24 protein-coding genes and 1 pseudogene are annotated in these 23616 nt (G+C 70.7%); 11 read left to right on the top strand and 14 right to left on the bottom strand.

Annotated features, from left to right (window positions below):
* Positions 1 to 109 precede the first annotated feature (109 nt).
* Both ACFYWI_RS32740 and ACFYWI_RS32735 read left to right on the top strand, forming a co-directional pair.
* A complete protein-coding gene (locus ACFYWI_RS32740; protein ID WP_389239394.1) occupies positions 110 to 1372 on the top strand; it encodes a nitric oxide synthase oxygenase in 1263 nt (420 codons plus the stop codon).
* A gap of 81 nt (positions 1373 to 1453) precedes the next feature.
* Positions 1454 to 2503, top strand: a complete 1050-nt coding sequence (locus ACFYWI_RS32735; RefSeq protein WP_389239393.1) for a lactonase family protein — start codon at positions 1454 to 1456, stop codon at positions 2501 to 2503.
* Between the two features lie 123 nt (positions 2504 to 2626).
* Here ACFYWI_RS32735 and ACFYWI_RS32730 read toward each other — a convergent pair whose 3' ends face one another.
* From ACFYWI_RS32730 to ACFYWI_RS32715, 4 genes and pseudogenes are all read right to left on the bottom strand, one after another.
* Complete coding sequence (locus ACFYWI_RS32730) at positions 2627 to 3547, bottom strand: sirohydrochlorin chelatase (RefSeq protein WP_389239392.1); 921 nt, start codon at positions 3545 to 3547, stop codon at positions 2627 to 2629.
* Between the two features lie 95 nt (positions 3548 to 3642).
* Positions 3643 to 4626, bottom strand: coding sequence for an N-acetylglucosamine kinase (locus tag ACFYWI_RS32725; RefSeq protein ID WP_389239391.1), 984 nt, complete (start codon positions 4624 to 4626; stop codon positions 3643 to 3645).
* The gene (locus ACFYWI_RS32720) at positions 4623 to 5300 is read right to left on the bottom strand and encodes a uracil-DNA glycosylase (RefSeq protein ID WP_389239390.1); all 678 of its coding nucleotides are present in this window, start codon (positions 5298 to 5300) and stop codon (positions 4623 to 4625) included. Before ACFYWI_RS32720 ends, ACFYWI_RS32725 begins: the two co-directional genes overlap by 4 nt.
* 33 nt (positions 5301 to 5333) lie before the next feature.
* Positions 5334 to 5517: pseudogene (locus ACFYWI_RS32715) on the bottom strand (exo-alpha-sialidase); the annotation flags it as partial.
* A 131-nt stretch (positions 5518 to 5648) separates the two neighbouring features.
* Between ACFYWI_RS32715 and ACFYWI_RS32710 the strand changes: the two are divergent.
* The 3 genes from ACFYWI_RS32710 (at position 5649) to ACFYWI_RS32700 (ending at position 7448) form a co-directional block, all read left to right on the top strand.
* Positions 5649 to 6884, top strand: a complete 1236-nt coding sequence (locus ACFYWI_RS32710) for a helix-turn-helix domain-containing protein (RefSeq protein ID WP_389239389.1) — start codon at positions 5649 to 5651, stop codon at positions 6882 to 6884.
* A gap of 94 nt (positions 6885 to 6978) precedes the next feature.
* Positions 6979 to 7209: a hypothetical protein gene (locus tag ACFYWI_RS32705; RefSeq protein WP_389239413.1), complete on the top strand. Its 231-nt coding sequence runs from the start codon at positions 6979 to 6981 to the stop codon at positions 7207 to 7209.
* A gap of 26 nt (positions 7210 to 7235) precedes the next feature.
* Positions 7236 to 7448 carry a hypothetical protein gene (locus ACFYWI_RS32700; protein ID WP_389239388.1) on the top strand — a complete coding sequence of 71 codons (213 nt, stop codon included), beginning with the start codon at positions 7236 to 7238 and terminating at the stop codon, positions 7446 to 7448.
* A 116-nt stretch (positions 7449 to 7564) separates the two neighbouring features.
* Here the strand turns inward: ACFYWI_RS32700 and ACFYWI_RS32695 are convergent, their stop codons facing one another.
* From ACFYWI_RS32695 to ACFYWI_RS32685, 3 genes are all read right to left on the bottom strand, one after another.
* Positions 7565 to 8650: a WD40/YVTN/BNR-like repeat-containing protein gene (locus tag ACFYWI_RS32695; protein ID WP_389239387.1), complete on the bottom strand. Its 1086-nt coding sequence runs from the start codon at positions 8648 to 8650 to the stop codon at positions 7565 to 7567.
* A 332-nt stretch (positions 8651 to 8982) separates the two neighbouring features.
* Positions 8983 to 10359 (bottom strand): FAD-dependent oxidoreductase, encoded by a 1377-nt coding sequence (locus ACFYWI_RS32690; protein WP_389239386.1) that lies wholly within the window; start codon positions 10357 to 10359, stop codon positions 8983 to 8985.
* Positions 10360 to 10544: 185 nt separating this feature from the next.
* Positions 10545 to 11201 carry a DUF305 domain-containing protein gene (locus tag ACFYWI_RS32685; RefSeq protein WP_389239412.1) on the bottom strand — a complete coding sequence of 219 codons (657 nt, stop codon included), beginning with the start codon at positions 11199 to 11201 and terminating at the stop codon, positions 10545 to 10547.
* Positions 11202 to 11386: 185 nt separating this feature from the next.
* Between ACFYWI_RS32685 and ACFYWI_RS32680 the strand changes: the two genes are divergently transcribed.
* A complete protein-coding gene (locus ACFYWI_RS32680) occupies positions 11387 to 12889 on the top strand; it encodes an LVIVD repeat-containing protein (RefSeq protein ID WP_389239411.1) in 1503 nt (500 codons plus the stop codon).
* Here ACFYWI_RS32680 and ACFYWI_RS32675 read toward each other — a convergent pair.
* The 5 genes from ACFYWI_RS32675 to ACFYWI_RS32655 all read right to left on the bottom strand — a co-directional run bounded on the left by ACFYWI_RS32675 (position 12874) and on the right by ACFYWI_RS32655 (position 16751).
* Positions 12874 to 13518 (bottom strand): TetR/AcrR family transcriptional regulator, encoded by a 645-nt coding sequence (locus ACFYWI_RS32675; RefSeq protein ID WP_389239385.1) that lies wholly within the window; start codon positions 13516 to 13518, stop codon positions 12874 to 12876. The two genes, ACFYWI_RS32680 and ACFYWI_RS32675, sit on opposite strands and share 16 nt — an antisense overlap.
* A 141-nt stretch (positions 13519 to 13659) precedes the next feature.
* Positions 13660 to 14397, bottom strand: coding sequence for an HAD family hydrolase (locus ACFYWI_RS32670; RefSeq protein ID WP_389239384.1), 738 nt, complete (start codon positions 14395 to 14397; stop codon positions 13660 to 13662).
* 19 nt (positions 14398 to 14416) lie between these two features.
* Complete coding sequence (locus ACFYWI_RS32665) at positions 14417 to 15115, bottom strand: phosphatase PAP2 family protein (protein ID WP_389239383.1); 699 nt, start codon at positions 15113 to 15115, stop codon at positions 14417 to 14419.
* 33 nt (positions 15116 to 15148) lie between these two features.
* Entirely contained in the window at positions 15149 to 16084 is a 936-nt protein-coding gene (locus ACFYWI_RS32660) for a M56 family metallopeptidase (RefSeq protein ID WP_389239382.1), read from the bottom strand.
* Positions 16085 to 16190: 106 nt separating this feature from the next.
* On the bottom strand, positions 16191 to 16751 hold the full coding sequence (locus ACFYWI_RS32655; RefSeq protein ID WP_389239381.1) for a DUF5134 domain-containing protein: 561 nt from the start codon (positions 16749 to 16751) through the stop codon (positions 16191 to 16193).
* 196 nt (positions 16752 to 16947) lie between these two features.
* Here ACFYWI_RS32655 and ACFYWI_RS32650 point away from each other — a divergent pair, with 196 nt between their 5' ends.
* The gene (locus ACFYWI_RS32650) at positions 16948 to 17496 is read left to right on the top strand and encodes a GNAT family N-acetyltransferase (RefSeq protein ID WP_389239380.1); all 549 of its coding nucleotides are present in this window, start codon (positions 16948 to 16950) and stop codon (positions 17494 to 17496) included.
* A 64-nt stretch (positions 17497 to 17560) separates the two neighbouring features.
* On the opposite strand, the gene ACFYWI_RS32645 is transcribed toward ACFYWI_RS32650, so the two are convergent.
* Complete coding sequence (locus tag ACFYWI_RS32645; protein WP_389239379.1) at positions 17561 to 18244, bottom strand: glycerophosphodiester phosphodiesterase; 684 nt, start codon at positions 18242 to 18244, stop codon at positions 17561 to 17563.
* A gap of 358 nt (positions 18245 to 18602) precedes the next feature.
* On the opposite strand from ACFYWI_RS32645, the gene ACFYWI_RS32640 reads away from it, so the two are divergent.
* The 4 genes from ACFYWI_RS32640 to ACFYWI_RS32625 all read left to right on the top strand — a co-directional run bounded on the left by ACFYWI_RS32640 (position 18603) and on the right by ACFYWI_RS32625 (position 22772).
* Complete coding sequence (locus tag ACFYWI_RS32640) at positions 18603 to 20000, top strand: DUF6421 family protein (RefSeq protein ID WP_389239378.1); 1398 nt, start codon at positions 18603 to 18605, stop codon at positions 19998 to 20000.
* A 26-nt stretch (positions 20001 to 20026) separates the two neighbouring features.
* Positions 20027 to 20782: an SDR family NAD(P)-dependent oxidoreductase gene (locus ACFYWI_RS32635; protein WP_389239410.1), complete on the top strand. Its 756-nt coding sequence runs from the start codon at positions 20027 to 20029 to the stop codon at positions 20780 to 20782.
* Positions 20761 to 21840 (top strand): threonine aldolase family protein, encoded by a 1080-nt coding sequence (locus ACFYWI_RS32630; RefSeq protein WP_389239377.1) that lies wholly within the window; start codon positions 20761 to 20763, stop codon positions 21838 to 21840. Before ACFYWI_RS32635 ends, ACFYWI_RS32630 begins: the two co-directional genes overlap by 22 nt.
* Before the next feature lie 239 nt (positions 21841 to 22079).
* On the top strand, positions 22080 to 22772 hold the full coding sequence (locus tag ACFYWI_RS32625) for a B3/4 domain-containing protein (protein WP_389239376.1): 693 nt from the start codon (positions 22080 to 22082) through the stop codon (positions 22770 to 22772).
* A 3-nt stretch (positions 22773 to 22775) separates the two neighbouring features.
* On the opposite strand, the gene ACFYWI_RS32620 is transcribed toward ACFYWI_RS32625, so the two are convergent.
* Positions 22776 to 23498 (bottom strand): lysophospholipid acyltransferase family protein, encoded by a 723-nt coding sequence (locus ACFYWI_RS32620; RefSeq protein WP_389239375.1) that lies wholly within the window; start codon positions 23496 to 23498, stop codon positions 22776 to 22778.
* Positions 23499 to 23616 lie beyond the last annotated feature (118 nt).

Raw genomic sequence — 23616 nt, 5'->3', positions numbered from 1 at the left:
ATGACGTATGAGGTGGTTTTACCGTGCATACAGAGGGTGGATCTGCCTGCGCGAAGGGTAGCCACAGCGGCATCCTGTTTGTCCCCCAGGACCTCAGAGGTGCGGCATCATGCGGAAGTCCCTGCTTCGATCCCTTCGCCGGACCGTCACCCGGGCCGCGGTGCCCGAAGGGGCCGCGGACGCCGCGGTGCCCGCGGCGCGGTGCCCGGTCGACGCCCTGACGGCCGTGGCGCCGACGCCCGTGCATGCCTCGGTTCCCGGCCCCGCCGGTCTGCTGGAGGAGGCCGAGGACTTCATCCGGCTGCACCACAGCGAGGACCCCACGGCCGGGGACCCGGACGCGCGGATCGCCGCCGTACGGGCCGAGATCGAGGCGACCGGCACCTACCGCCACACCCCCGCCGAGCTCGTCCACGGCGCCCGTGTCGCCTGGCGCAACAGCAACCGCTGCATCGGACGCCTGTACTGGCGCTCGCTCCGGATACGCGACCTGCGCCACATATCCGACGCGGACGGGGTGGCTGCCGAAGCCGTCACACATCTGCGCCGCGCCACCAACGGCGGCCGGATCCGCCCCCTGATCACCGTCTTCGCGCCGGACGCCCCCGGCCGCCCGGGCCCCCGCATCTGGAACGAGCAGCTGGTCCGCTACGCCGGTTACACCGGCCGCTCCGGTGCCGTCACAGGCGACCCGCGCAACACCGGGCTCACCGAACTCGCGCTGCGGCTCGGCTGGCCGGGAGGGCCCGGCACGTCCTTCGACGTGCTGCCCCTGGTGATCGAGGACAGCGACGGCAAGCCGCGGCTGTTCGAGCTCCCGGACGATGCCGTCCTGGAGGTGGAGCTCGACCACCCGGAGCAGAGCTGGTGTGCCGGTCTTGGGCTGCGCTGGCACGCCGTACCCGCCATCGCGAACATGTGCCTGGAGATCGGGGGCATCTGCTACCCGGCCGCCCCCTTCAACGGCTGGTACATGGGCACCGAGATCGGTGCCCGCAATCTCGCCGACACCGACCGCTACGACCTGCTCCCGCGCATCGCCGAGGGCCTCGGCCTGGACACGTCAGACGACCGCTCGCTGTGGAAGGACCGCGCGCTGGTGGAGCTGAACCGGGCCGTGCTGCACTCCTTCGACCGCGCCGGCGTCACGATCGCCGACCACCACACGGAATCGCGCCGCTTCCTGACGCACATGGACCGGGAGCGCGGTCACGGCCGCCGGGTGGGTGCCGACTGGTCGTGGATCGTGCCGCCGATCTCCGGCTCGGCGACGCCCGTCTTCCACCGGACGTACGACCCGGCCCAGTCGCATCCGACCTACGTCCACCATCCGGAGGCGGCGGCCCGCGCCCGGGGTGATTTCGACATGTGATCCAAGTTGGTCTAGACCGCCTGCTACCGTCGGTCCCCCGGCGCGCGAGCGGCCGGGGCGGGGCGGAGAGGGGAAGACGCTGTGAGTGACAGGAGCGTGGGGCGGGCCTTCATCGGGTCGTTCACCTCGGCAGGCGGGCGCGGGATCGTCGCCACCGCCGTGGACGTCCGGACCGGGGCGCTGACCGAGACCGGGACCAGCGACGCCGTCGCCGACCCGACGTACCTGGTCGCCACCCACACGGCGGGCGGCCCGGTCCTCTACGCGGTCTCCGAGTCGGCCGAAGGGGCGGTTGCCGCGTTCGACATCGCGGGGCCGGCGCCGCGGCCGATCGGCACCCCGGTGGCGGTGTGCGGCGACGCACCGACGCATCTCGCACTCACCCACGGGCACCTGGTGACCGCCAACTACGGCTGCGGCAGCATCACCGTGCTGCCGGTCGCCGATGACGGCACTGTGCTGCCCGCCAGTGCCGTCCTGCGGCACGAGGGAACGGGCCCCGACGGGGACCGGCAGCTCGGACCGCACGCCCACCAGGTGCTGCCCGACCCTTCGGGGCGCTGGGTCCTCGGCGTCGACCTGGGTACGGACGCCGTGCGGAGCTACTCCCTCGATACCGCGAAGGGCGAGCTGACACTGCACCGTGTGACCGCGATGCGACCCGGCACGGGACCGCGGCACCTCGCCTTCCACCCGGCCGGCGGCCACGCGTACGTGCTGGGCGAACTCGAACCGGTCGTCACCGTGTGCCGCTGGGACGAGACGGGAGGTGTGCTCGAGCCGCTGGGTGAGGTCCCCCTGTTCCCGGAGGGTGTCAGCGGTCCGGCCTACCCGTCGGAGCTGGTCGTCTCCCGCGACGGGCGGCACCTGTGGGTGGCCTTGCGCGGCACCGACACCATCGCCGTACTCGCACTCGAGGAGACCGGCGAGAAGGCAGAGGTGCTCGCCTTCGTGCCGTGCGGCGGCCACTGGCCACGCGACCTGGCGATCGATCCGGCGGGCATCCGGCTGTACGCGGCCAATGAGCGCTCCGGTGACGTCACCTGGTTCGACATCGACCCCCGCACGGGTATCCCGCAGCGAGCCGGCTCGCTGCGGGTCCCGGCCCCGTCCTGCGTGCTCCTGATCTGACGCGGCCGCCCGGGGCCGGTGCGTGCCGACTCGGACGTCACGTCGCGACCGGAGCGCGAAGGGCCCGTGCCGATCGACACAGGTCGACCGGCACGGGCCCTTCGCGCACCCTTGGCAGCGGCGTCAGCTCGGGTGGGCGCCCTGCGGCTGCGGGGCGAGGCCGAGCGCGGTCGTGTACTGCGAAAGCACCAGCTTGCCGATCGCGGGGTACGCACCGAGCGCCTCGGCGGACGCGCAGCCCGCCTCCTTCGCGGCTGCGTCGAGCAGTCCCTCGGGCAGCTCGGGGCCTACCAGGTACGGCGCCAGCGCGAGCTGGACCGAGCCCGAGCCCCGCAGCTGCGCGGCGATCGCGCCGACCGCGCCTTCCTCGTCGAGCGCGGCGGCCATCACCGGCACGGCCAGACGGGCGGCCAGCAGCATGCCGGTGATCCCGGCGGCCTGTACGGCCTCCTCCCCGCCGACGGTGGCGAGGATGATGCCGTCGGCCGCGGTGGCCACGGTGAACAGGCGGGCGCGGTCGGCGCGGGCCAGACCGGCCTCGGAGAGGCGCACGTGCAGTGCCTCGGCGAGCAGGGGATGCGGACCGAGGACATCGGTCAGCTCGGCGGCGGCACGGCTTTCCATGACGGCCTGGCGGATACGGCGCATCAGCGCGTTGTCCGGGCCGGCCAGCAACGGCACCACGACGGCGGCGGGACCCTCGGGCTCGCTCATCTCCCGCCCGGCCGCCTTGGCGATCTCGTACCGCTCGGTGCGCCGGGCGGCCGTGTGCGCGAGCACGTACTGAAGCGTGGGGTACTCGGCATCGTCGCCGTCGAGGTAACCGATGCCGACCTCGAGGCCGGGCAGCTCGGACCGCGCGATGCTGATGACCTCTTCGGCCAGGCCGCGGGTGCTGGGCGCGGGAGCGCCGGGCACGGCGAGCACGAGCACGGGCGCGCCCTCAGGGGCCGCCACGGGTTCCGGTCGGCGGTGCCGCCCGGACTGGCGGGGTCGCGGCATTCGTACAGGCAGGCCGGGTGCCGGCCCAGTGGGGGAGCTCATGGCGCCGCATGCTACTGGTTTTGCCGGCCGGACTGCTCGGGGAGGGGGCGGTCACGTGTCATCTGTCCATATTTATCCGATCGGTGGCGTACATCTCAGTCCGTCTGTTCTGCCGGTACGTACAGCAACGTCTGATGCGGGGGAAGCCGTAGCTCGTCAGAGGCGAGCGCGGCGGCGAGCAGCACGGCCCCGGAGAGGGGATCGCCGGCCGCGGACACCCGTCGCGCATGCGGCAGTTGGCCGGCAAGCTCTTCCCGCAGCGGTGCGAGCAGCGGTTCGCCCAGTTTCAACAGCCCACCGGTGAGGGCGACTTCGCAACCCGTGGGCATGTCACCGGGCGACGGGCAGGCGGCTGCGGCCGCCTCCGCGATATGCCGGGCGGCGAGTGCGAGGATTCCGGCGGACACCGGGTCCTGGTCCGCCGATCGGGCGACTTCCGGGGCGAACGAGGCGAGTACCGCCGACCGATCGGTGCGCGGGTACAGCAGCACCGGCAGCTCGGCCGCGGGACCGAACACCGACTCGACGCGCGCGAGCAGCGCGGCTGATCCGCCGCGCCGCCCGTCGTGGGCGCGCAGCGCGGCCTCGAGGCCCGCCCGGCCGATCCAGGCGCCGCCGCCGCAGTCGCCCAGCAGATGGCCCCAGCCGTCGGCGCGGCGCCAGGCGGCCAGGTCCGTGCCCAGGGCGACCAGGCCGGTGCCCGCGGCGACCACGACACCAGGGCGCTGGCCGAGCGCACCCGCGTACGCGGTCACCGCATCGGTGGCCAGCCCCATGCGGTGTACCCCGAGCGAACTGGCCAGCGCTGCCGGCAGTTCGGCGCGCAGCCGGTCGCCCAGCGTCGCCATCCCCGCGGCGCCGATCACCACCGCGGACAGCTCGCCGCCCCCGGCGCGCTCCAGCAGGCCCCGTGCCATCGGCAGCAGCTGCTCGAGCATGTGCCCGGCGTCGATACCGGAGTTGCCCGTACGTACCGGCCTGCTCGACACCGTGGTCTCGACGCGCTCGGGATCCTTGACGTCGGCCAGCGCCACGCGGAGTCCGGAACCACCGGAGTCGACGCCGAGCACCCGGCTCATGGCAGCCGCCAGTCGACCGGCTCGGCACCCTGGCGCACCAGCAGTTCATTGGCGCGGCTGAAGGGGCGGGAGCCGAAGAACCCGCGGTCCGCGGACATGGGGGACGGATGCGCGGACTCGATCGCCGGGAGATCGCCGAGCAGCGGCCGCAGATTGCGGGCATCTCGCCCCCACAGCACGGACACCAGAGGCTTGCCGCGCGCGGCGAGCGCCCGGATCGCCTGCTCCGTGACCTCCTCCCAGCCCTTGCCGCGGTGCGCGGCCGGCTTGCGGGGCGCGGTGGTGAGCGCACGGTTGAGGAGCAGCACTCCCTGCCGGGCCCACGGGGTGAGGTCCCCGTTGGCAGGACGGGGGTGCCCCAGGTCCGCGTGCATCTCCCGGAAGATGTTGTCCAGGCTCCCGGGCCACGGCCGTACCTCGGGCGCGACCGCGAAGCTCAATCCGATCGCATGTCCCGGAGTGGGATAGGGGTCCTGGCCCACGATCAGGACCCGCACCTGGTCGAACGGCTGCTGGAACGCACGCAGCACATGGGGTCCGGCCGGCAGGTAGGTGCGACCCGCGGCGATCTCCGCGCGCAGGAAGTCGCCCATCGCGGCGATGCGTTCGGCCACCGGAGCGAGAGCTTCGGCCCACCCGGACTCAACGATTTCTTTCAAAGGTCGTGCTGCCACGGGCGGCACTCTACTGGTGCGGGGGACACCCCCTCACCGCAAGAGCGCTGCCCGCACACACAGCACGTCCCGGCAAGTGGGAGGCGAGCAGCTGCCAGGTGTCCCCGTCGTCCGCGCTCGCGTAGACCTCGCCGTTGCGATTGCCGAAGTACACGCCCGCAGGGTCGGCGTCGTCCGTGCACATGCCGTCACGCAGCACCGTGCCGAAGTGATCGCCCCCGAGATGCCGCAGCAGGAAGCTTCCGCCGCGGATGAGCCCGAGGCCGTTGGCCGCAGCCCCTTCGGCGTTGACCTGAAGGGGGCTTCGGGCTGTGCCCCAAGGGCATACCGTGGGCGAGAGGTGATTCGATGTCGTCGCTGCAAGAGAACGTCCGGAATCATCGTCGCCGGACGGGGATGAGCCAGGAGCAACTCGCTGAGGCCGCCGGCCTGTCCGTGGGCGTCGTGCGCAAGGTCGAGCAGGGGGGGAACGTCCAGGTCGAGACTCTTCACATGCTCGCGCGAGCGCTGGGCACTACGACGTCCAGCTTGTTCGCCACCGAGGCGCCTGAACCGGTGCACGCGAACGTGGGCGACGGCCCGAAGCTGATGGAGCTGCGCCGGGCGCTCATGCCGCCGGTCGGACTGGCCGAAACCCTCGTGGAGCCCGAGCAGGCAGTCCCTCTGGCCACTATTCAGCGGGATATCGACGACTCCCATGCCCTGTATCAGGCGGACCGCTACGACTCGGTGGCCAAGAAGCTACCGGGCATCCTGCGTGCCGCAGAGGCAGCGGCCCTGATCAGCGAAGGCGACGAAGCAGGCCAACAGGCTCTCGTGGTGCGCGCGGCTGCCTTCCTGCTGGCCGGCAAGTACCTGACGCAGGTCAGGCGCTACGACATGGCCTATCACGCCCTCTCGCAGGGCATTAAGGACGCCCGCGAGACCGGTCACGCGCTCATTGCCGCCACGGGCGTCGTCGGCATGGGCTGGCTGCTCCTGCGGCAGGACCGCTTCGACGAGGCCGAGCGGCTGGCCACCGTGACGGCCGAGGAGATCGAGCCGCGCCTGTCCAGCGCTACGCCGGGTCAACTGGCCGTGTGGGGCGAGCTGCTTCAGCGCGTGGCCTCCGCTGCGATGCGGAACAACCGCCCCGACGTTGCTCGGGAGGCCCGGCGCATGACGGTGACGGCCGCAAGCGCGCTGAACGTCGAGCACGTCGACTTCAGGGAGCACTGGACTACGTTCGGGCCGGTGACGGCCGAGGCGAAGGCGATCGAGGATCTGTCCCTGATCGGGGATGCGCGCGGAGTGCTCAGCCGGGCCGATGACGGGGCCGTGGGCCGCAAGGCGCTGAAGAAGTTCGGCCGGCCCAGCGCGAACAACTGGGATCGGCACCGTCTGGACGTCGCGCGGGCGCACGCGATGCTCGGCTCGCACCAGGACGCGATGGACGAGCTGAACGCGATCAAGCGGACGTCTCCGGAGTGGCTGCGGCACCAGCAGATGGCCCGGTACATCATGGGAGACATCCTCAGCCGCAGGAAGCGCACGCTGACCGAGGACATGCGCGAGATGGCCGTTCACCTGGACCTTGCCGGATAACTACCACGGGTCGTAGCACTTTTTGACGTTCTGCCGGGTAACTACCATGCGCCGTGCCTGGTTCGGTCTGGTCGCTGCTCGTAGTTTCGTCGTCATGGGCAGTGACGAGGAGATCGAGCCGGGGATCGGCGACCTGGCCAAGGACGCCGCGAAGGACCGAGTCGGTTTGGTGATGGGCAAGGTCGGCGGGCGGGTGCAGATGCGGCCCGTGGACGGCGGCCTGGAGTGGGACGCGATGCCGGAGAACGTCCGGCGCCCCTCGGCGCGCGAGGAGTTGAGCGCGCGTCTCGCCGTGCGTAACGGGATGACGAGGTCGGGCCTGTGAGCCGGCCCCGAGCTGTAATCCGGCATGTGACCTGGCATCTCCAGCCTGATGAGGAGCCCGACGCCGAGCCAACGAGCTTCGCCATGATGTGCGTCGTCTGCGGAGAGAACTCCGGAGCCGACCAGGACTGGGAGGACCCGCAGAAGTGGGTGCTCGGGCACTGCGGGCGCAACCCGTCGCACCTGACCTACAGAGAGATCGTCACCAGGCCCTGGCGAACGTGGATGGCCTCGCCGTGAACCCTTGAGACCGGCCCCGTCCAAGCTGCTTCCCCCGTGGCGCTCGGGCGGGGCCCCCACGACGAGAAGCCCCCCAGCCATCAGGCCGGGGGCTTCGTCGTTGGACGGACACCCCCTCACCGCAAGAGCGCTGCCCGCACACACAGCACGTCCGGCAAGTGGGAGGCGAGCAGCTGCCAGGTGTCCCCGTCGTCCGCGCTCGCGTAGACCTCGCCGTTGCGATTGCCGAAGTACACGCCCGCAGGGTCGGCGTCGTCCGTGCACATGCCGTCACGCAGCACCGTGCCGAAGTGATCGCCCTCGGGCAGCCCCGCGGACAGAGCCTCCCAGCTCTCACCCGCATCCCCGGTGCGGTAGACGCGACAGCGGCGGCCGGCGGGCACGCGGTCGGCGTCCGCAGTGATCGGGAAGACGTACGCCGTGTTGGGCCGGTGCGGATGGGCAGCCACCGCGAAACCGAAATCGGACGGCAGGCCCGCGCCGATGTCGGTCCACCGCCCGCCCGCGTCGTCACTGCGGTAGACCCCCCAGTGGTTCTGCAGATACAACCGGTCCAGATCGGCGGCATCCTGGGCGATCTTGTGGACGCACTGGCCGAACTCCGGGTCGGGGTCGGGCAGGAAGACCGCCGACACCCCCCGGTTGGACGGTGCCCAGCTGGCCCCGCCGTCGCGTGAGCGGAAGACCCCGGCCGTCGACACGGCGACCGTCACGTGATCGGAGTCCCTGCGGTCGGTCACCACGGTGTGCACCGCCTCGCCGCCGCCGCCCGGCTCCCACTTCGACCGGGTCGGGTGCTCCCACAGGGGCCGTACGAGCTCGAAGCTCTCGCCGCCGTCCGCGGAGCGGAACAGCGCGGCCGGCTCGGTGCCCGCCCAGACCACGTCCGGGGTGGAAGGGGGGCCGGGGTGCAGCTGCCAGACCCGCTCCAGGGAGGCCCCGGTGTCCTTGGGGAACTTGACCGCGGGCTTCTCCGGCTCGACCCAGGTCCTGCCGAGGTCGTCGGAGTGGAACACCGACGGACCCCAGTGCGAGCTGTCGCCGCCCACCAGCAGTCGCGGCACGGTCCTGCGGGTGTCGATACCGATCGAATAGACCGCCTGCGCATTGAAGTGCGGTCCGTCGAACTCCCATGCGCCGCCGCGCCTGCGGCCGATGAAGAGCCCTTTACGAGTGCCTACGGTCAGAAGTGCATCGGTCATGGCGTTGTGCCTTCCAGGACTCCGTTGTCTGGCTACGGGCCAGTCTGCACCCGACCACTGACAGCGGCCCGTGGGCAGGGTCGACGCGCAGGAACGCGGCCCGGCAGTGGAGACCGGCCGGGCGGCGGAAACTCATCGGCCGCCGGGAAACCTGTCCCTGCCGGTGGCCGACAGGCCGGGGTGGGCCGGGGTGTCCGGGATCCGCACGCGGGCCGCGCGTTGCGGTCCCTGGAGACCTCGAGCCCTCATGGGCGGCGGCACCCTTCCGGCCTCGGGCGGCCCGTCCGGCCCGGCCACCCCGGTCCAGGCGGCACCCGCCGGGGTCACGCCGCTCAGCGTGGCAGTGGCCGCCGCTGCCCCTCGTTCGCCGCATGCAGCAGGCCCGGCCAGTCGTCGATCTTGACGGAGCCCCGGCCCAGCGTGCGCCCCAGTTCCGACTCCGCCTGTTCGATCGCGAGCCAGCCCGGCCACTGCACCGGACGGTGCCCCGCCTCCCGCAGCCGGTCCAGCGGATCGTCCGCCACCGGGCGCAGCGTGAGCTCAGTTGCGTCGTCGAGCAGTGCCGTCACCGTCTCCTTGGCGCACGGCCGGTTGGTGCCGATCACGCCGGTCGGGCCGCGCTTGATCCAGCCCGCCACGTACTCGCCCGGCGAGGGCGCACCGTCCCGCAGCACTCGGCCCCTGTCGTTGGGGACCGTGCCGCGCCTGTCGTCGAAGGGCAGCCCGGGCATCGGTACGCCCCGGTACCCCACAGCCCGCAGCACCAGCTGCGCCTCGATGTCCTCGTAGGCGCCGGTGCCCCTCACTCCGCCTTCCCCGTCGGGCACGGTCCGTTCGAAGCGCACCCCCGACACCCGGCCGTCCCGCTCCAGCAGTTCCGCCGGCCGCAGGAAGAACCGCACCCTGATCTGCCGCGGCCGTCCCTGAGGCGGGCGCGCCGCCCAGTCCCGTACGACGTCGAGATTGCGCCGACTGGCCGCGGACAGACCCGCCGGTGGGGCGGCACCCTCGGCGTACGCCGGCTCCAGGGCCAGGTCCGACTGTTCCACCAGCACGTCGGCGGACGGCAGTGCGCCGAGCTCGCGCAGTTCCTTGGTGGTGAACTTGGCCTGCGCCGGGCCGCGCCTGCCCACCATGTGCACCTCGCGCACCCGGCTGGCCTCCAGCGCGCCGAGCGCGGCCTGGGGGACGTCGGTCGGTCGCAGCTCGTCCGCGCCGCGCGCCAGGATCCGGGCCACGTCCACGGCCACATTGCCGACGCCGATAACGACCGCCGACCGTGCCCCCAGCACGAAGTCGTCCGCGACCGCATCGGGGTGGGCGCTGTACCAGGAGACGAAGTCGGTCGCCGAACGGCTGCCGGGCAGATCCTCTCCGGGAATGCCGAGCCTGCGGTCCTTGGCGGCCCCCACGCAGTACACGACCGCGTGATAGAGCTCCAGCAGTTGCCGGGGGCCGACGCCGTGCGCGCCCACCTCGACATTGCCGATGAAGTCGATGCGCTCGTCCTCCAGCACGGAGCGCAGATTGTTCTGCAGGGACTTGATCTTCTCGTGGTCGGGCGCGACTCCGTAGCGCACCAGTCCGTACGGGCACGGAAGCCGGTCCAGAATGTGCACGCGCACATCAGGGACCCGCAACTGCTGGATGAGGGCCTGCGCGGCGTAGACCCCACTGGGTCCCGATCCGACGACGGCGACACGAAGCACGACTGCGCTCCTTCCCGCAGGGGATTCCAGCATCGCACCGCTGTACGGCGCTGGGGAGATGCCTTGCCGGACACGCCCCCCAACGTCGCAGGAACTGCCGTTCCGGGTCGGATGCGCGGGGACGGGCCGTAACCCTCCGGCGCCCGCGTCGGCCGCGCCCTGACCCGCCCTGCCGCGGCGCAGTGTCACATCGTCCGCATTCGGCCGATCTCGCTGGTCTGCTGCGCGATCACATCGTTCGCCATTTCCTCGACGAGCACGTTGTTCCCCTCCGAGAGGACTTCCGCCGCCATCGTGACGGCCCCTTGGTGATGCGTGATCATCAACGTCAGGAAGAGCTCGTCGAAGGCATTGCCCCGGGCGGCCCGCAGCTGGTCCAGCTGGTCCTTCGTCGCCATTCCGGGCATCACGCCGTGGTCATGCGCCCCTCCGACCTCGTCCCCACCGTTGGTTTTCAGCCAACCCTTCATCGCCTCCACCTCGGGCCGCTGGGCGGCGTCCATACGTGCCGCCAGTCGCTTGACCTGCGGGGAACCGGAACGGTCCGCCACCAGCCCGGTCATCTCCAGTGCCTGGCGATGGTGGGTGATCATCATCCGGGCGTAGGTGAAGTCGGCCGAGTTGGGCCGGTCGTCGGGAGCGGCCTCGGCGGCCTCCTCGGCGGAGAGTGTCCTGGCGGGTTCGCCCGGCTTCCCGGGAGCCACCACGAAAGGGCCCGTACCCCCCTTGGCCTTGGCTGGAGCATCGGAGTCCGGTTCGCACGCTCCCAGACCGAGTACGGCGACGGCGACCGCCGAAGCGATCGCCGACAGTCGGACAGCAGGGACCTTTCTGCGGTTCAACACGGAGACCTCCTGCGGAATTCGGGACGCTGCGTCGATGAACTAGCCAGCGTGGGAGGGGATTTGATCAGATTCCCTGACTACGTCTGTGTTTCCATCTGTTGAGATGTCCATGCAAGGCAACATACTGCCGGGGTCCATGAACCGTTCAACTGCGAACGGATACAAGGGAGGACGCAGTGACAGTGACCCTGTTGCACACCACCCGAGTACGACGCAGACCTCTGGGCGTTGCGGTAGCCGCGGCCGGGCTGCTCGCCACGCTGCTGGCTGCGGGACCCGCGGTCGCAACCCCCGACCCCGGCGACGTCGCGACCGGGGGCAAGGTGTCCTCGAGCCAGGCTGCCGACACCCGCTCGGCGATCGCGAGCGGCGAGATACCCGGCGTGGACGAGGTCGTGCACAGTGACAACATCGAGCATCTGACCAACATCCCCAAGGACGCTCTTGCGGGCACCAACTCGGATCTTGCCTTCCAGGGCAAGTACGCCTTCGCCGGCAACTACGACGGTTTCCGGATCTTCGACATCTCCGACCCGAGGGACCCGAAGACCGTGGCGCAGGTGCTGTGCCCCGGATCGCAGAACGACATCAGCGTCTCCGGAAACCTGCTCTTTCTCTCCACCGACTCCTCGCGCAGCGACAACTCCTGCAACAGCGTCTCCCAGCCGGCGACCGAAAAGTCGTCCTGGGAGGGCATGAAGATCTTCGACATCAGCGACAAGCGCAGCCCGAAGTACGTCGCCGCTGTCGAGACCGCCTGCGGCTCGCACACCCACACCCTCGTGCCCGAGCGCAGGAACGTGTACATCTACGTCTCCTCGTACGCGCCGAACGCGGCGTTCCCGGACTGCCGGCCGCCGCACGACGGAATCTCCGTCATCAAGGTGCCGCGCAAGGCCCCGGAGAAGGCCGCCATCGTGAACTTCCCGGTCCTCTTCCCGGGCGAGGGACCCGACGGCGGTGGCAACCCCGGCTCGCCGACCAACCCCGGCGTCTCCAAGACCACCGGCTGCCACGACATCACGGTGCTGCCCTCCAGGGACCTGGCCGCCGGCGCCTGCATGGGTGACGGCATCCTGTTCGACATCGAGGACCCTGAGCACCCGAGGGTCATCGACCAGGTACAGGACAACGTCAACTTCGCGTTCTGGCACTCGGCGACGTTCAACCAGCGGGCCGACAAGGTCGTGTTCACCGACGAGCTCGGTGGCGGCGGCGCGGCCACCTGCAACGCCGGCATCGGCCCGAACCGCGGCGCGGACGGCATCTACGACATCGTCGGCAAGGGCGACCGGCGCAAGCTGGTCTTCCGCAGCTACTACAAGATCGACCGGCATCAGGCGGACACCGAGAACTGCGTGGCGCACAACGGCTCGCTGATCCCGGTCAAGGGCCGCGACATCATGGTCCAGGCCTGGTACCAGGGCGGCGTCTCGGTGTGGGACTTCACGAACTCGTCCAAGCCGAAGGAGATCGCGTACTTCGAGCGCGGGCCGCTGAGCGAGACCACCATCACCACCGGTGGTGCCTGGTCGGCGTACTACTACAACGGCTACATCTACTCCAACGACATCGCCAAGGGCTTCGACGTACTCAAGATCAGTGACCGGCGCACCGATCCCGGAAGGCGGGTACAGGTGCACGAACTCAATGTGCAGACCCAGCCGGACTACTTCAACGACTGATCCCGGCGCCGGTGAGGCGTTCCGTCGGGTGGCAGCCCGGCCGGCGGAACGCCGAGCTCCCAGTCCAGCCCGTACCGCTGGAACAGCTCCGCACGCAGCCGTGTGCGGGGCATCGGCGCACCGGGCAGCAGCACGGCGAAGACCGCGCCCATCAGCAGGGCCCGCAGCAGCGGATAGTCGGTGTCGACGTCCCGTGACCCGTAGCGCCGCAGCGTGTCGCGAAACAGAGAGGCCAGCCGCTGCTGCTCCGGCCCCTGGACGAACCCCTCCGCCTGCAGGATCCCCGCCATGTGCGTGCGCATCAGCACCGGGTGGTCGACCGCAAGCCCCAGGACGGCGTCGATGGCGCGCGCCAGCCGCTCGCGCCCGTCCTCCGTGCGGGGTTCACGTTCCAGCGCCGCTTCCAGCGTGCGGTGCATCAGGCGGTGTACGGCCGACTGCAGCAGCTGCCGCTTCCCCGGAAAGTAGTACGAGATCAGTCCGCGTGCGCAGCCCGCCCGGTCGGCGATGTCCCCCAGGGTCGTGGCCTCGTATCCGCACTGGTCGACGAGCTCCACCGTCGCCTGCAGCAGCCGCTCGCGGGAACGCCGACGAAGCTCTTCATTGACCGAGGCGCTCCGCGGGGACATGCTGGACTCCTGCGTTGACTGGCTGCGAGCCAATATACTCAGAGCGTCCCGCCCGGGGCCCGTCAGGGCCTGGTCAGGCGGGCTGCTGCCCGAACCGGGCGACGCGGGGGATCGTCCGGTTCGGGCGGTTCTCCCATGCCTTCAGTGTGCGCTCGTCCCGTCGGCGGACCCCGTGGGCCCGGCCCGGTCGACGAGCTCCAGCACCGGGAGCAGTCCCGCCGGCCGCTCGTGGACCGGAAGGTGGTCCACAAAGTGCACGGCGCACCCCAGGGCCGCCGCTCCGCCGTCCGCGCGTCGGCTGTCGCCGACCATCAGCACCTCGGCAGGATCGCGGGCCAGCTGTCGGCAGGCCGCGCGGAACAGCCGTACGTCCGGCTTCTGCACCCCGTGCTCGTACGACAGTGTGTAGCCGTCGACCAGCGGGTCCAGACCGTGGGCACGGAAGACCGGCCGCAGATCCCAGCCGATGTTGCTCACCACGTGGACGCCCACCCCGCGCTCCCGCAGGCCGCTCAGCACCTGCGCGGTATCGGGATAGGGGCGCCAGGCGGCGGGCGTCATATGGCGGTCGTAGAGCGCGTCGTAGAGATCCTCGTCCGGCAGTGGCACCTCACGGGCAAGCCCCGTGTACGCGGCCCGGTGCCGCTCGGCGCTCTCGTCGCGCGTGGCCCACAAGGCGGCCAGACGTCGCGGCACCCGGCGCGGGGACGCCCCGCCCGGCAGCGCGCCGGCCGCTTCCAACTCCGCTGCGCAGCGGGCCAGCTCGTCCTGTGGCCAGGACTTGCCCCGGGCGTCCAGAGTCGCCCGCACCCAGGCCTGGGCCGATTCGATACGCAGCAGCGTGCCGGAGAAGTCGAAGAGAACAGCCTTGAGCGCCATGCGCTCGATCCTTGCGGGGTCAGTGTCCCCGGGACAAGGCCACCCGCTCGTACGTGGCCATGGCGCAGGCCACGAGGCATGCACCGAGCAGCCACCCGCCCAGCACGTCGGTGAGCCAGTGGACACCGAGATACGCCCTCGTGAAGCCGACCCCGGCCACCGAGACGGCCGCGACCGCGACGCACCAGCCCCACAGAACTCCGGCCACGCCGTGCCGCCTCAGCAGCCACAGCAGCAGCCCGAGGGTGACGACCGCGGTCATCGCATGACCGGAGGGGTACGCGGTGAAGTGCGCCGAGTCCACCGGATCCGGCCAGTAGGGCCGCTCACGCCCCACAGCGGCCTTCACGCCCTGCTGTACGGCGGTTCCCAGCGCGCTCGTCAACACGACGCACACCGCGAGCGGCCGCTCGTGGCGCAGCCACAGCCACAGGGCGGCCGACGCGGCCAGGGCGCGCATCGTCCACGGGTCCCACACCCAGTCGGTCAGCACCCGGTTGGCGTGGGTGAAACCGGGCTCGGCGACGGCCGAGCGGTGCAGGGAAGTCGCCACCACGAGATCCACGGAGACCAGCGGAGACCAGGCGGCGGCGACCAGCACCAGCAGGACCACGGACAGGGCGGCGCACACCATGCCCATCAGGGCCGGAGCGGTGACCGGGGAGTGCGGCGGCCGGGGCGGAGTGGGGGCCGGGGCGGCCGGGCGTGCGGAGTGCATGGACAGATCTTTGCCCCGGCCGGCGCCGTTCAGCTATCCCAGCGCGCGCAGGCCGGGCACGAAGGCCACCAGCAGCGGAACCAACGGCACCAGCGCGGCGGCGGCGGTCAGGCGCAGCCGGCGGCCCGTGCTGAGCCGGGGCACCGGGGTCAGCAGCCGGTTGACCCGCTGCGGTAGCTGGGCGTCCGGCGTCGGGCACGGTCCGAACACCCCACGGTCCTCGTTGAGCTCGACCAGCGCGAGCGCGATGGTCAGCCGTCCGAACCGCCGCGAGGCCACGTCGTCGGCCGCCAGCTCGACCAGCCGGTGCATCTCGTCGCGGAACGCCGCGAACACGGGAATCTGTGGAAATCCCTTGGCCAGCGCGGCGGAACAGTGCAGCAGCCAGTCATGGCGGGCCCGCGCATGCCCCTGCTCGTGGGCCAGCACCGCATCCAGCTGACGGCCTTTCAAGCGGCGCAACGCGGACGTGGTGACGACCAGTTGGGGCGCGGCTCCGGGCAGCCACCATGCACCGGGGCGCTCACCCTCCAGCACCACCAGGGGCCCGCCGCCCCGTTCCTCGCCCGGCAGCCGCGGGGCACGTACGCGCAGCTGCGCGCGACGCTCCCTGCGCCGTACCTGCGCACGGCGGATCTCCTGGGTGAGCATGGCAACGGTCCACAGGCCGCCGCACGCGAGCGCCACCGCGAGCACCGCGGACCAGGGCCCGATCGCGCCCAGTGCGTAGGCCTCCACCACGCCCCGCGGCGCGGGCGCGAAGACACGGCCGCGCACCAGCTGCCAGGCGGCTGCCGCGCTGAAGGTCATCGAGAGGGCGAACGAGAGCAGCACCGTGGCCACCATGCACTGCCATACCCACAGCGCCACCACCGGTTCGCGCTCCCGCCAGTCACCGCGTGACACCAGACGCGGGGCCGCCACGGCGACAAGTGCGCCGAGCAGCAGCAGTGCCAGGGAGACCACCATGACAAGCAGCCTATGAGCGCGACGCTACCTGCGGGTATGGCCGCGCGCGTCAAGTGATGCACGCCACGGTTTGGCGGTGCTCGGCGCAGTGCGGGTGTTGCGCGGCTCAGAGGGCGAGCAGCATGGCCAGCATGGCCATGCCCATGGAGAGTCTGCAGGCCAGCGCCAGTTCGGGGCGCGCACCCCAGGTCACGGCCGCCCCCAGCGGGCCGCCCGCGGGGGAGGGGAGCGGTATCAGCCGCACGCCGGAGCGCAGCACGTACCCGGCGAAGTACACGAGCAGCACGCCGGTGAGCAGCGGCACACCCGCCCCGGAGTGCTCCGGGGCGGCAGGCCCACGGCCGCCGGGCAGCATGGCCACCGCCATGTAGACCATGGCCAGGCAGCCGACGAGATGATGCAGATGGTGAGCGCTTCGCCGGGCGGGCCACGCGCTGTGCGCCGCCGCGCAGCCGAAGACCACGGCGAACACCACCCAGCCCCATGACGGCGGCGCCGGCACGGCCGCGGACAGCGCCATGGCGGCCATGCCGAAGCCCATCAGCGCCTCGCCCCCCGCGGCCTCGCGTGCCGTGCCCGAGCAACTGCGCATCCGCACCAGGCAGTACGCCCCGCTCGCGGTGCACAGCGACATGAGCAGCCAGCCGGACATCGCCGGTTCGTGCACGGCGCACCTCCCCCTTCACCGGTGTCGAGGTGTCGATGCCCCGCGCCACGCGTCGTACGCGAGCGCACAGGTGTACTTGGGGAGCGCAGCCGGGGCGCGAGCGGGCCGGTGAGCGTGGTGACGGGGCCCGGGGAGCGCCTGGCGGGTCCGCGTTACCCTCGACGCACCCGCACCCAGTGGAACGGAGAAGCAGCGTATGGACACCGCACCGCCCCGGGACTCCGAGCTCACCTACCGCGATGCCGTCGAGGCGGATGTGCGGGTGCTCGTCCCGCTCATCGAGTCGGCGTACCGCGGCGACGCGAGCCGGACCGGCTGGACCACGGAGGCGGACATCCTCGGCGGGCAGCGCACCGACCCCGAGGGCGTACGGGCGGTCATCACCAGGCCCGGCAGCCGGCTGATGATCGTCGAGCGCGACAGCGCGCCGATCGCGTGCTGCCAGCTCGAGCACCGCGGTGACGCGGCCTACTTCGGGATGTTCGCGGTGCGCCCCGAGCTCCAGGGCGCGGGCCTCGGCCGCAGCATCATCGCCGAGGCGGAGCGCAGCGCGCGCGAGCACTGGGGCGTGCGGCAGATGCAGATGACCGTGATCTCGGTCAGGGACGAACTGATCGCCTGGTACGAGCGGCGCGGCTACCGCCGTACGGGGGAGCTGAGCCCGTTCCCGTACGGCGACGAGCGCTTCGGTATCCCGCGGCGCGACGATCTCGCCTTCGAGCTGCTGGTGAAGGACCTGGTCTAGGGACCTGGGACCGGCCGGCGCCAGGGCAGGGCGACGAGGCCCGTCCCCGCGGACGGCCGGGGCCTCAGGCGGTGAAACGGCCCGTGCGCCGGATCTCGGGGAAGTCGGTGGTCGCGCCGTCGAGTTCCAGGGCGCGCACCAGACGCAGATGCTCCTGGGTGTTCACCACCCAGCCGATCACCTTGAGCCGTTCGGCGTGCGCGTGCTCCACGGCCTCCAGGGTGAGCCTGCGGATGTTCAGCGCGAGCGAGTGCGCACCCACCGCCTTCGCCCGGTCCACGATGTTCGAGCCCCAGCGGCTGGCGATCAGCGCCGTGCGCACGCCGGGGACCAAGGACGCGATCTCGGCTACCGCGTCGTCGTGGAACGACGACACCTCGACCCGGTGCACAAGATCGCGGCGATGCATCACATCGGCCAGCGCCCTGGCCGCAGCCACATCCTTGATCTCCGCCTGGATCGGCGCCCGCACGGCATCGAGGACCTCCTCGAAGACCGGCACCCGCTCACCCTGGCCGGCGTCCAGCTCCCTCAGCTCGGCGAGGGTCTTCTCGGCGATGGGGCCGCGTCCGTCGGTCGTACGGTCCACGTCCGCGTCGTGCATGACGGCGAGTGCGCCGTCCTTGCTGAGGTGCAGATCCAGTTCGATGGCGTCCATGCCGCACTGCTCGGCGCGGACGAAGGATCGCAGGGTGTTCTCCGGCTCGACGCCCATGACCCCGCGATGACCGATGGTGAGGAAAGTCAAGATTCTCTCGCTTCCGTCGACGGCGGCTCCCGCGCGGCGCGCCTCGCGCCCACGCGGCAAGGACGCAGCCTAATGGTCCGCACCGGCGATGGAAGGGTGCGTGCGCGGGGGACAGAGGCCCTCGCACAGGCCCGTCCTGGCCCATCCGCACCGTGGGTGTCACTCGCCCGTGGGCGCGTCACCTTGCGGCTTGACGTGCTGGTTCGATCATGAACGCAACCGCCTCTACAGCTCCACACCGAAAAAACTGCGGCGATCAGGGGGTCAGGCAGAATAATTTCCCAAGGACCTACTTGTATGAAAGAACCCTCGATAGATACGGTGTCTTGACGCGAGGTTCTCCTGTGGAGGAAGTGACATGACGGAAATGCTTGTGCAGGACGTGGCCGCGGGAGGCATATCCCGCGCCGAGCGGGTGGTCGACCACCCGAGCTGGCCGGTGCTCAAGCACGCTGTCGAGGAGATCCGCCCCTGGCAGTCCGCGGACGGCTCGATCGACTTCGACGCCGAGAGCGCCCCGTCCCGCGCCGCGGCCGAGGCCGCCGTGGACCGTGTGGTGAACGCGGTGCAAGAGCTTTCCCCTCTGCTCCCGCACGACCTCGCCTACCACCGCGCGCTGGTCGCCGATCTGAAGAAGTGGGCGGACAGCGCGTTCGACGTCCCCGATTTCCTCGACTCGCTGCTCGCCTTCCACCCGGCCGCCGACCGCGTGGACGGACTGCAGCATCTCGTCCTCTTCCCGATGTACACCCAGAACGGCAACCCGGACCGCAATCTGGAAGCGGTCGTGCTGCGGATGGTCTGGCCCGAGTGGCTCTCCGAACTGGAGCGCACCCGTTACGACAACCCGCTGTTCTGCGGCATCACCTTCGAGGACTTCACCGCCGGGTACGACACCAACTCCGCGGTGCTCTTCCCGGAGACGATCGCCGTACGCGAGGCCCCCGAGCGCTTCACCTGGGGCGGCATCTTCTGCGACCGTGAGGCCGCCCGCTTCCGCGCCGTCACCGACGAAGCCGTACACGTCCTCGGTCTCGAACTGCCCGACGACATCCGTGAGATGGTCGCCGACCAGGAGCGCTGCGAGAAGGCGTTCGTGCTGTGGGACATGGTGCACGACCGCACCCACAGCCACGGCGACCTGCCGTTCGACCCGTTCATGATCAAGCAGCGCCAGCCGTTCTGGATGTACGGCCTCGAGGAGCTGCGCTGTGACCTCACCGCCTTCAAGGAGGCCGTGAAGCTGGAGGCCGAGGGCAACCAGCACGGGCGCGACGTGCAGTACGCGGTGCTCTTCGACCGGATGTTCCGCTTCCCGGTTTCCGGAGACCGGGTGCGCAACTACGACGGCCTCGGCGGTCAGCTGCTCTTCGCGTACCTTCACAAGCACGACGTGGTGCGCTGGACGGACAACCAGCTGAAGATCGACTGGGAGCGGGCACCGCAGGTCACCAACCAGCTCTGCGCCGAGATCGAGAAGCTCTACCGCGACGGCATCGACCGCCCCAAGCTGGTCCACTGGTTCGCCGCCTACGACCTGGTCTCCACCTATCTCGCGCCCCACCCCGGCTCCCGCTGGGCCAAGGGCCCGGACGCCCTGGACCTCACCCAGCCGCCGCGCAAGCTCGTCGACGATGTGCTTCCGGACGAGTTTCCGCTCAGCATGTTCTATGAGGCGCTCTCCAAGAAGCTGAAGGGCGTGATCGCCTCCACCAAGGGGATCACAGCGGAGAACGCCGAGCGAGCTGCCGCGTGAACTCTCGTACCGAGGAGACCATCACCATGAAATCGAACGGCAACGGAGTGCTGGACGGTGCCGTGATCGCGGTGGCGGGGGCGGCCGGCCCCGCCGGCCGTGCCTGCCTGCTGCGGCTCGCCGAGGCCGGGGCGGTCGTCGTGGGCGCCGACGCCGACACCGAGCGGCTCGCGGAGGCGGTCGACGCCGCCCGCTACGCGCACGGCGGCGCCAGTGTCACCGGGGACACGGTTGATCTGCTCGATCTGAACGCCACCCGTGACTGGGCGAAGCAGACCGAGAAGGAGTTCGGCCGAATCGACGGACTGGTCCATCTCGTGGGCGGCTGGCGCGGCAGCGCCACCTTCGCCGAGACGGAGCTGGCCGACTGGAATCTGCTGGAGAAGCTGCTGATCCGCACGGTCCAGCACACGTCCCTCGCCTTCCACGAGGCGCTGAGGCGCAGCGACAGGGGCCGCTTCGTCCTGGTCAGCCAGTCGGGATCCGCCAAGCCCACCGAGGGCAACGCCGCCTACGCCGCGGCCAAGGCGGCCGCCGAGGCATGGACGCTGGCCCTCGCCGACGCCTTCCGCAAGGCCGGGGGCGAGGAGGGCCCGCGTGCCGCGGCTGCCATCCTGATGGTCAAGGCACTGGTGCACGACGCCATGCGCGCCGAGCGCCCCCATGCGAAGTTCGCGGGCTTCACGGACGTCAAGGAACTGGCCGAGGCCATTGCGGGAGTCTGGGAGCGGCCCGCCCCGGAAGTGAACGGACAGCGTCTGTGGCTGACCCCCAAACCGTGAAGACCGACGCCCGACGCCACCACGACCCCCAGGTACGCGGCTTCGCCAGCGACAACTACGCCGGTGCCCACCCCGAGGTGCTCGCCGCCCTCGCCCTGGCCAACGGCGGCCACCAGGTCGCCTACGGCGGGGACGAGTACACCGATCACCTGCAGCGGATCATGCACAGCCACTTCGGGGCCGGCGCGGAGGCCTTCCCGGTCTTCAACGGCACGGGCGCCAATGTCACCGCTCTCCAGGCGCTCACCGACCGCTGGGGCGCGGTGATCTGCGCCGAGTCCGCGCACATCAACGTCGATGAGGGCGGGGCCCCTGAGCGGATGGGCGGGCTGAAGCTGCTCACCGTACCGACCCCGGACGGCAAGCTCACCCCCGAGCTCATCGACCGGCAGGCGTGGGGCTGGGAGGACGAGCACCGGGCGATGCCGCAGGTCGTGTCGATCGCCCAGAACTCCGAGCTGGGCACCGTCTACACCGCCGACGAGATCCGCGCGATCGTCGACCACGCACATGGCCACGGGATGAAGGTCCACCTCGACGGAGCACGGATATCCAACGCCGCGGCATCGCTGAACGTCCCGATGCGGACCTTCACCAACGCCGTAGGCGTGGATGTCCTGACCTTCGGCGGCACCAAGAACGGCATGCTCTTCGGCGAGGCCGTCGTGGTTCTCAACCCGGACGCGGTCAGCCATATGAAGCACCTGCGCAAGCTGTCGATGCAGCTCGCCTCCAAGATGCGCTTCGTATCAGTGCAGTTGGAGGCACTGCTGGCCAAGGATCTGTGGCTGCGCAATGCCCGGCACGCCAACACCATGGCCCAGCGTCTGGCCGACGGGGTGCGTACGGTCGACGGCGTGGAGATCCTCTACCCGGTCCAGGCCAACGCCGTCTTCGCGCGTCTTCCGCACGAGGTGAGCGAGCGCCTGCAGAAGCGGTTCCGGTTCTACTTCTGGGACGAAGCGGCCGGCGACGTGCGCTGGATGTGCTCGTTCGACACCACCGAGGACGATGTCGACGCCTTCGTCCAGGCGCTGAAGGAAGAGACGGCCCGATAGGGCGATGTGCGCATGTATGCGGCCGGCGGAAGGTGAGTGACTTCCGACCGGCCGCTTTCTCGGGATCGGCGGGCGCGGAGCGGGACGGTGTGAGTCCGATCCGGAGGAGTCCAACAGGATGGACTGTCCGGTAGTCTTTGGTGTACCGCACTCTGTGGTGCCGCCGGCGCCTCGGCGTGCTCCGGACCAGGAGCGGCTACGGCTCCGCCTTCCCCCCGAACTGTGAGGTATCCCTGTCCATGACGCTCTCGCTCACCGTCTCCGACCAGGTCAAGGCCATCGCGCCAGGCTTCGTCCACTGTGCCGTCGAGGCACGCGGACTGGTCAACGGGCCCAGCAACGACGACAGTTCGGCGCTCCTGGACGACGCCGCACGCCGGCTCGCCGAGCGTCTCGCCGGGCGCGCCCCGCACGAGGACCCGCACATGGCGGCCTGGCGGGCGGCGTACGCGGCCTTCGGCGCCAAGCCGTCCCGTACCCGCAATTCCGCGGAGGCGCTGGCCAGGCGCGCACTCGCCGACGGCGGGCTGCCGCGCATCAATGTGCTGGTCGACCTCTACAACTCGATCAGCGTCGCCCATCTGATCCCGGTCGGCGGCGAGGACACCGACCACATCGTGGGCGGCATGCGGCTGGTACGGGCAACAGGTCAGGAGCCCTTCGCCACCGTGGCCGGCGGCGAGCAGGGCATCGACCACCCCGAGGCCGGCGAAGTCGTCTGGTGCGACGACGAAGGCGTCACCTGCCGGCGCTGGAACTGGCGCCAGGGCGTGCGTACCCGCCTCACCGAGAAGTCCGTGAACGCGCTGTTCCTGCTGGAGGGCATGGCCCCCACGACAGGCGGCGAGCTCGAGGCCGCAGCCGCCGAACTCGCCGAGTCGCTTCAGAAGTTGAGCCCGGGGGCGCAGATCACGGTGCGCACCCCCGAGTGAGGTTCAGCGGGCCTCGCGCAGCTCGGCCGGAGTCGGGGCCGTACCCCCGAGGTGCGCGGGCACCCACCAGGTGTCGTGGGCGTCCTTCGGGCGTACCGGATAGGCGCGCTGCGCGGCCTCCAGCAGCTCCTGTACCCGCTCGCGCAGTCGCCGGGTGATGGCCCCGGCGTACTGGTCGGCCGGTGCCTCGACGGGCTCGCCCACGCGGATCGTGACCGGGATGTGCGCACGCTTGAAGTTACGCGGGCGGCCCTTGGTCCACAGTCGCTGGGTGCCCCACAGCGCCATCGGGATCAGCGGCACGCCGGCCTCCTGCGCAAGTCGGGCCGCGCCCGACTTGAAGGACTTCAGCGTGAACGACTGGGAGATCGTCGCCTCCGGGAAGACACCGATTATCTCGCCCGCACGCAGCGAGTCCAGCGCGTACGCGTACGCGGCCTCTCCCTGCTTGCGGTCCACCGGGATGTGCTTCATGCCCCGCATCAGTGGCCCGGAGATCTTGTGGCGGAAGACGGAGTCCTTCGCCATGAAGCGGACCAGACGCTTCTGGGGCAGCGCGCCGAGACCGGTGAAGATGAAGTCCAGGTAGCTGATGTGGTTGCTGACGAGCACCGCCCCGCCCGAGCGTGGAATGTTCTCCGACCCCTGAGTGTCGATCTTCAGGTCGAGCGCCTTGAACATCGCGAGAGCGGCGCCGATGACCGGCCGATAGACGAGCTCTGCCATCTGGGGAGACACCCTTCTGTTGTGCCCGGGGAGGGTTCTCCCGGCGGAAGTTACGCAGCCGTAGGTTTTCGGCATTGGGGCGATCGTGCCCCATGTACGGCGTGCTGGCCAGTCCTGG

It is taken from the genome of Streptomyces sp. NPDC002889, assembly GCF_042888425.1.
Taxonomy (GTDB): domain Bacteria; phylum Actinomycetota; class Actinomycetes; order Streptomycetales; family Streptomycetaceae; genus Streptomyces.
The sequence above is the reverse complement of the archived record's forward strand: the minus strand, read 5'-3'. Positions and strand labels throughout refer to the sequence as shown.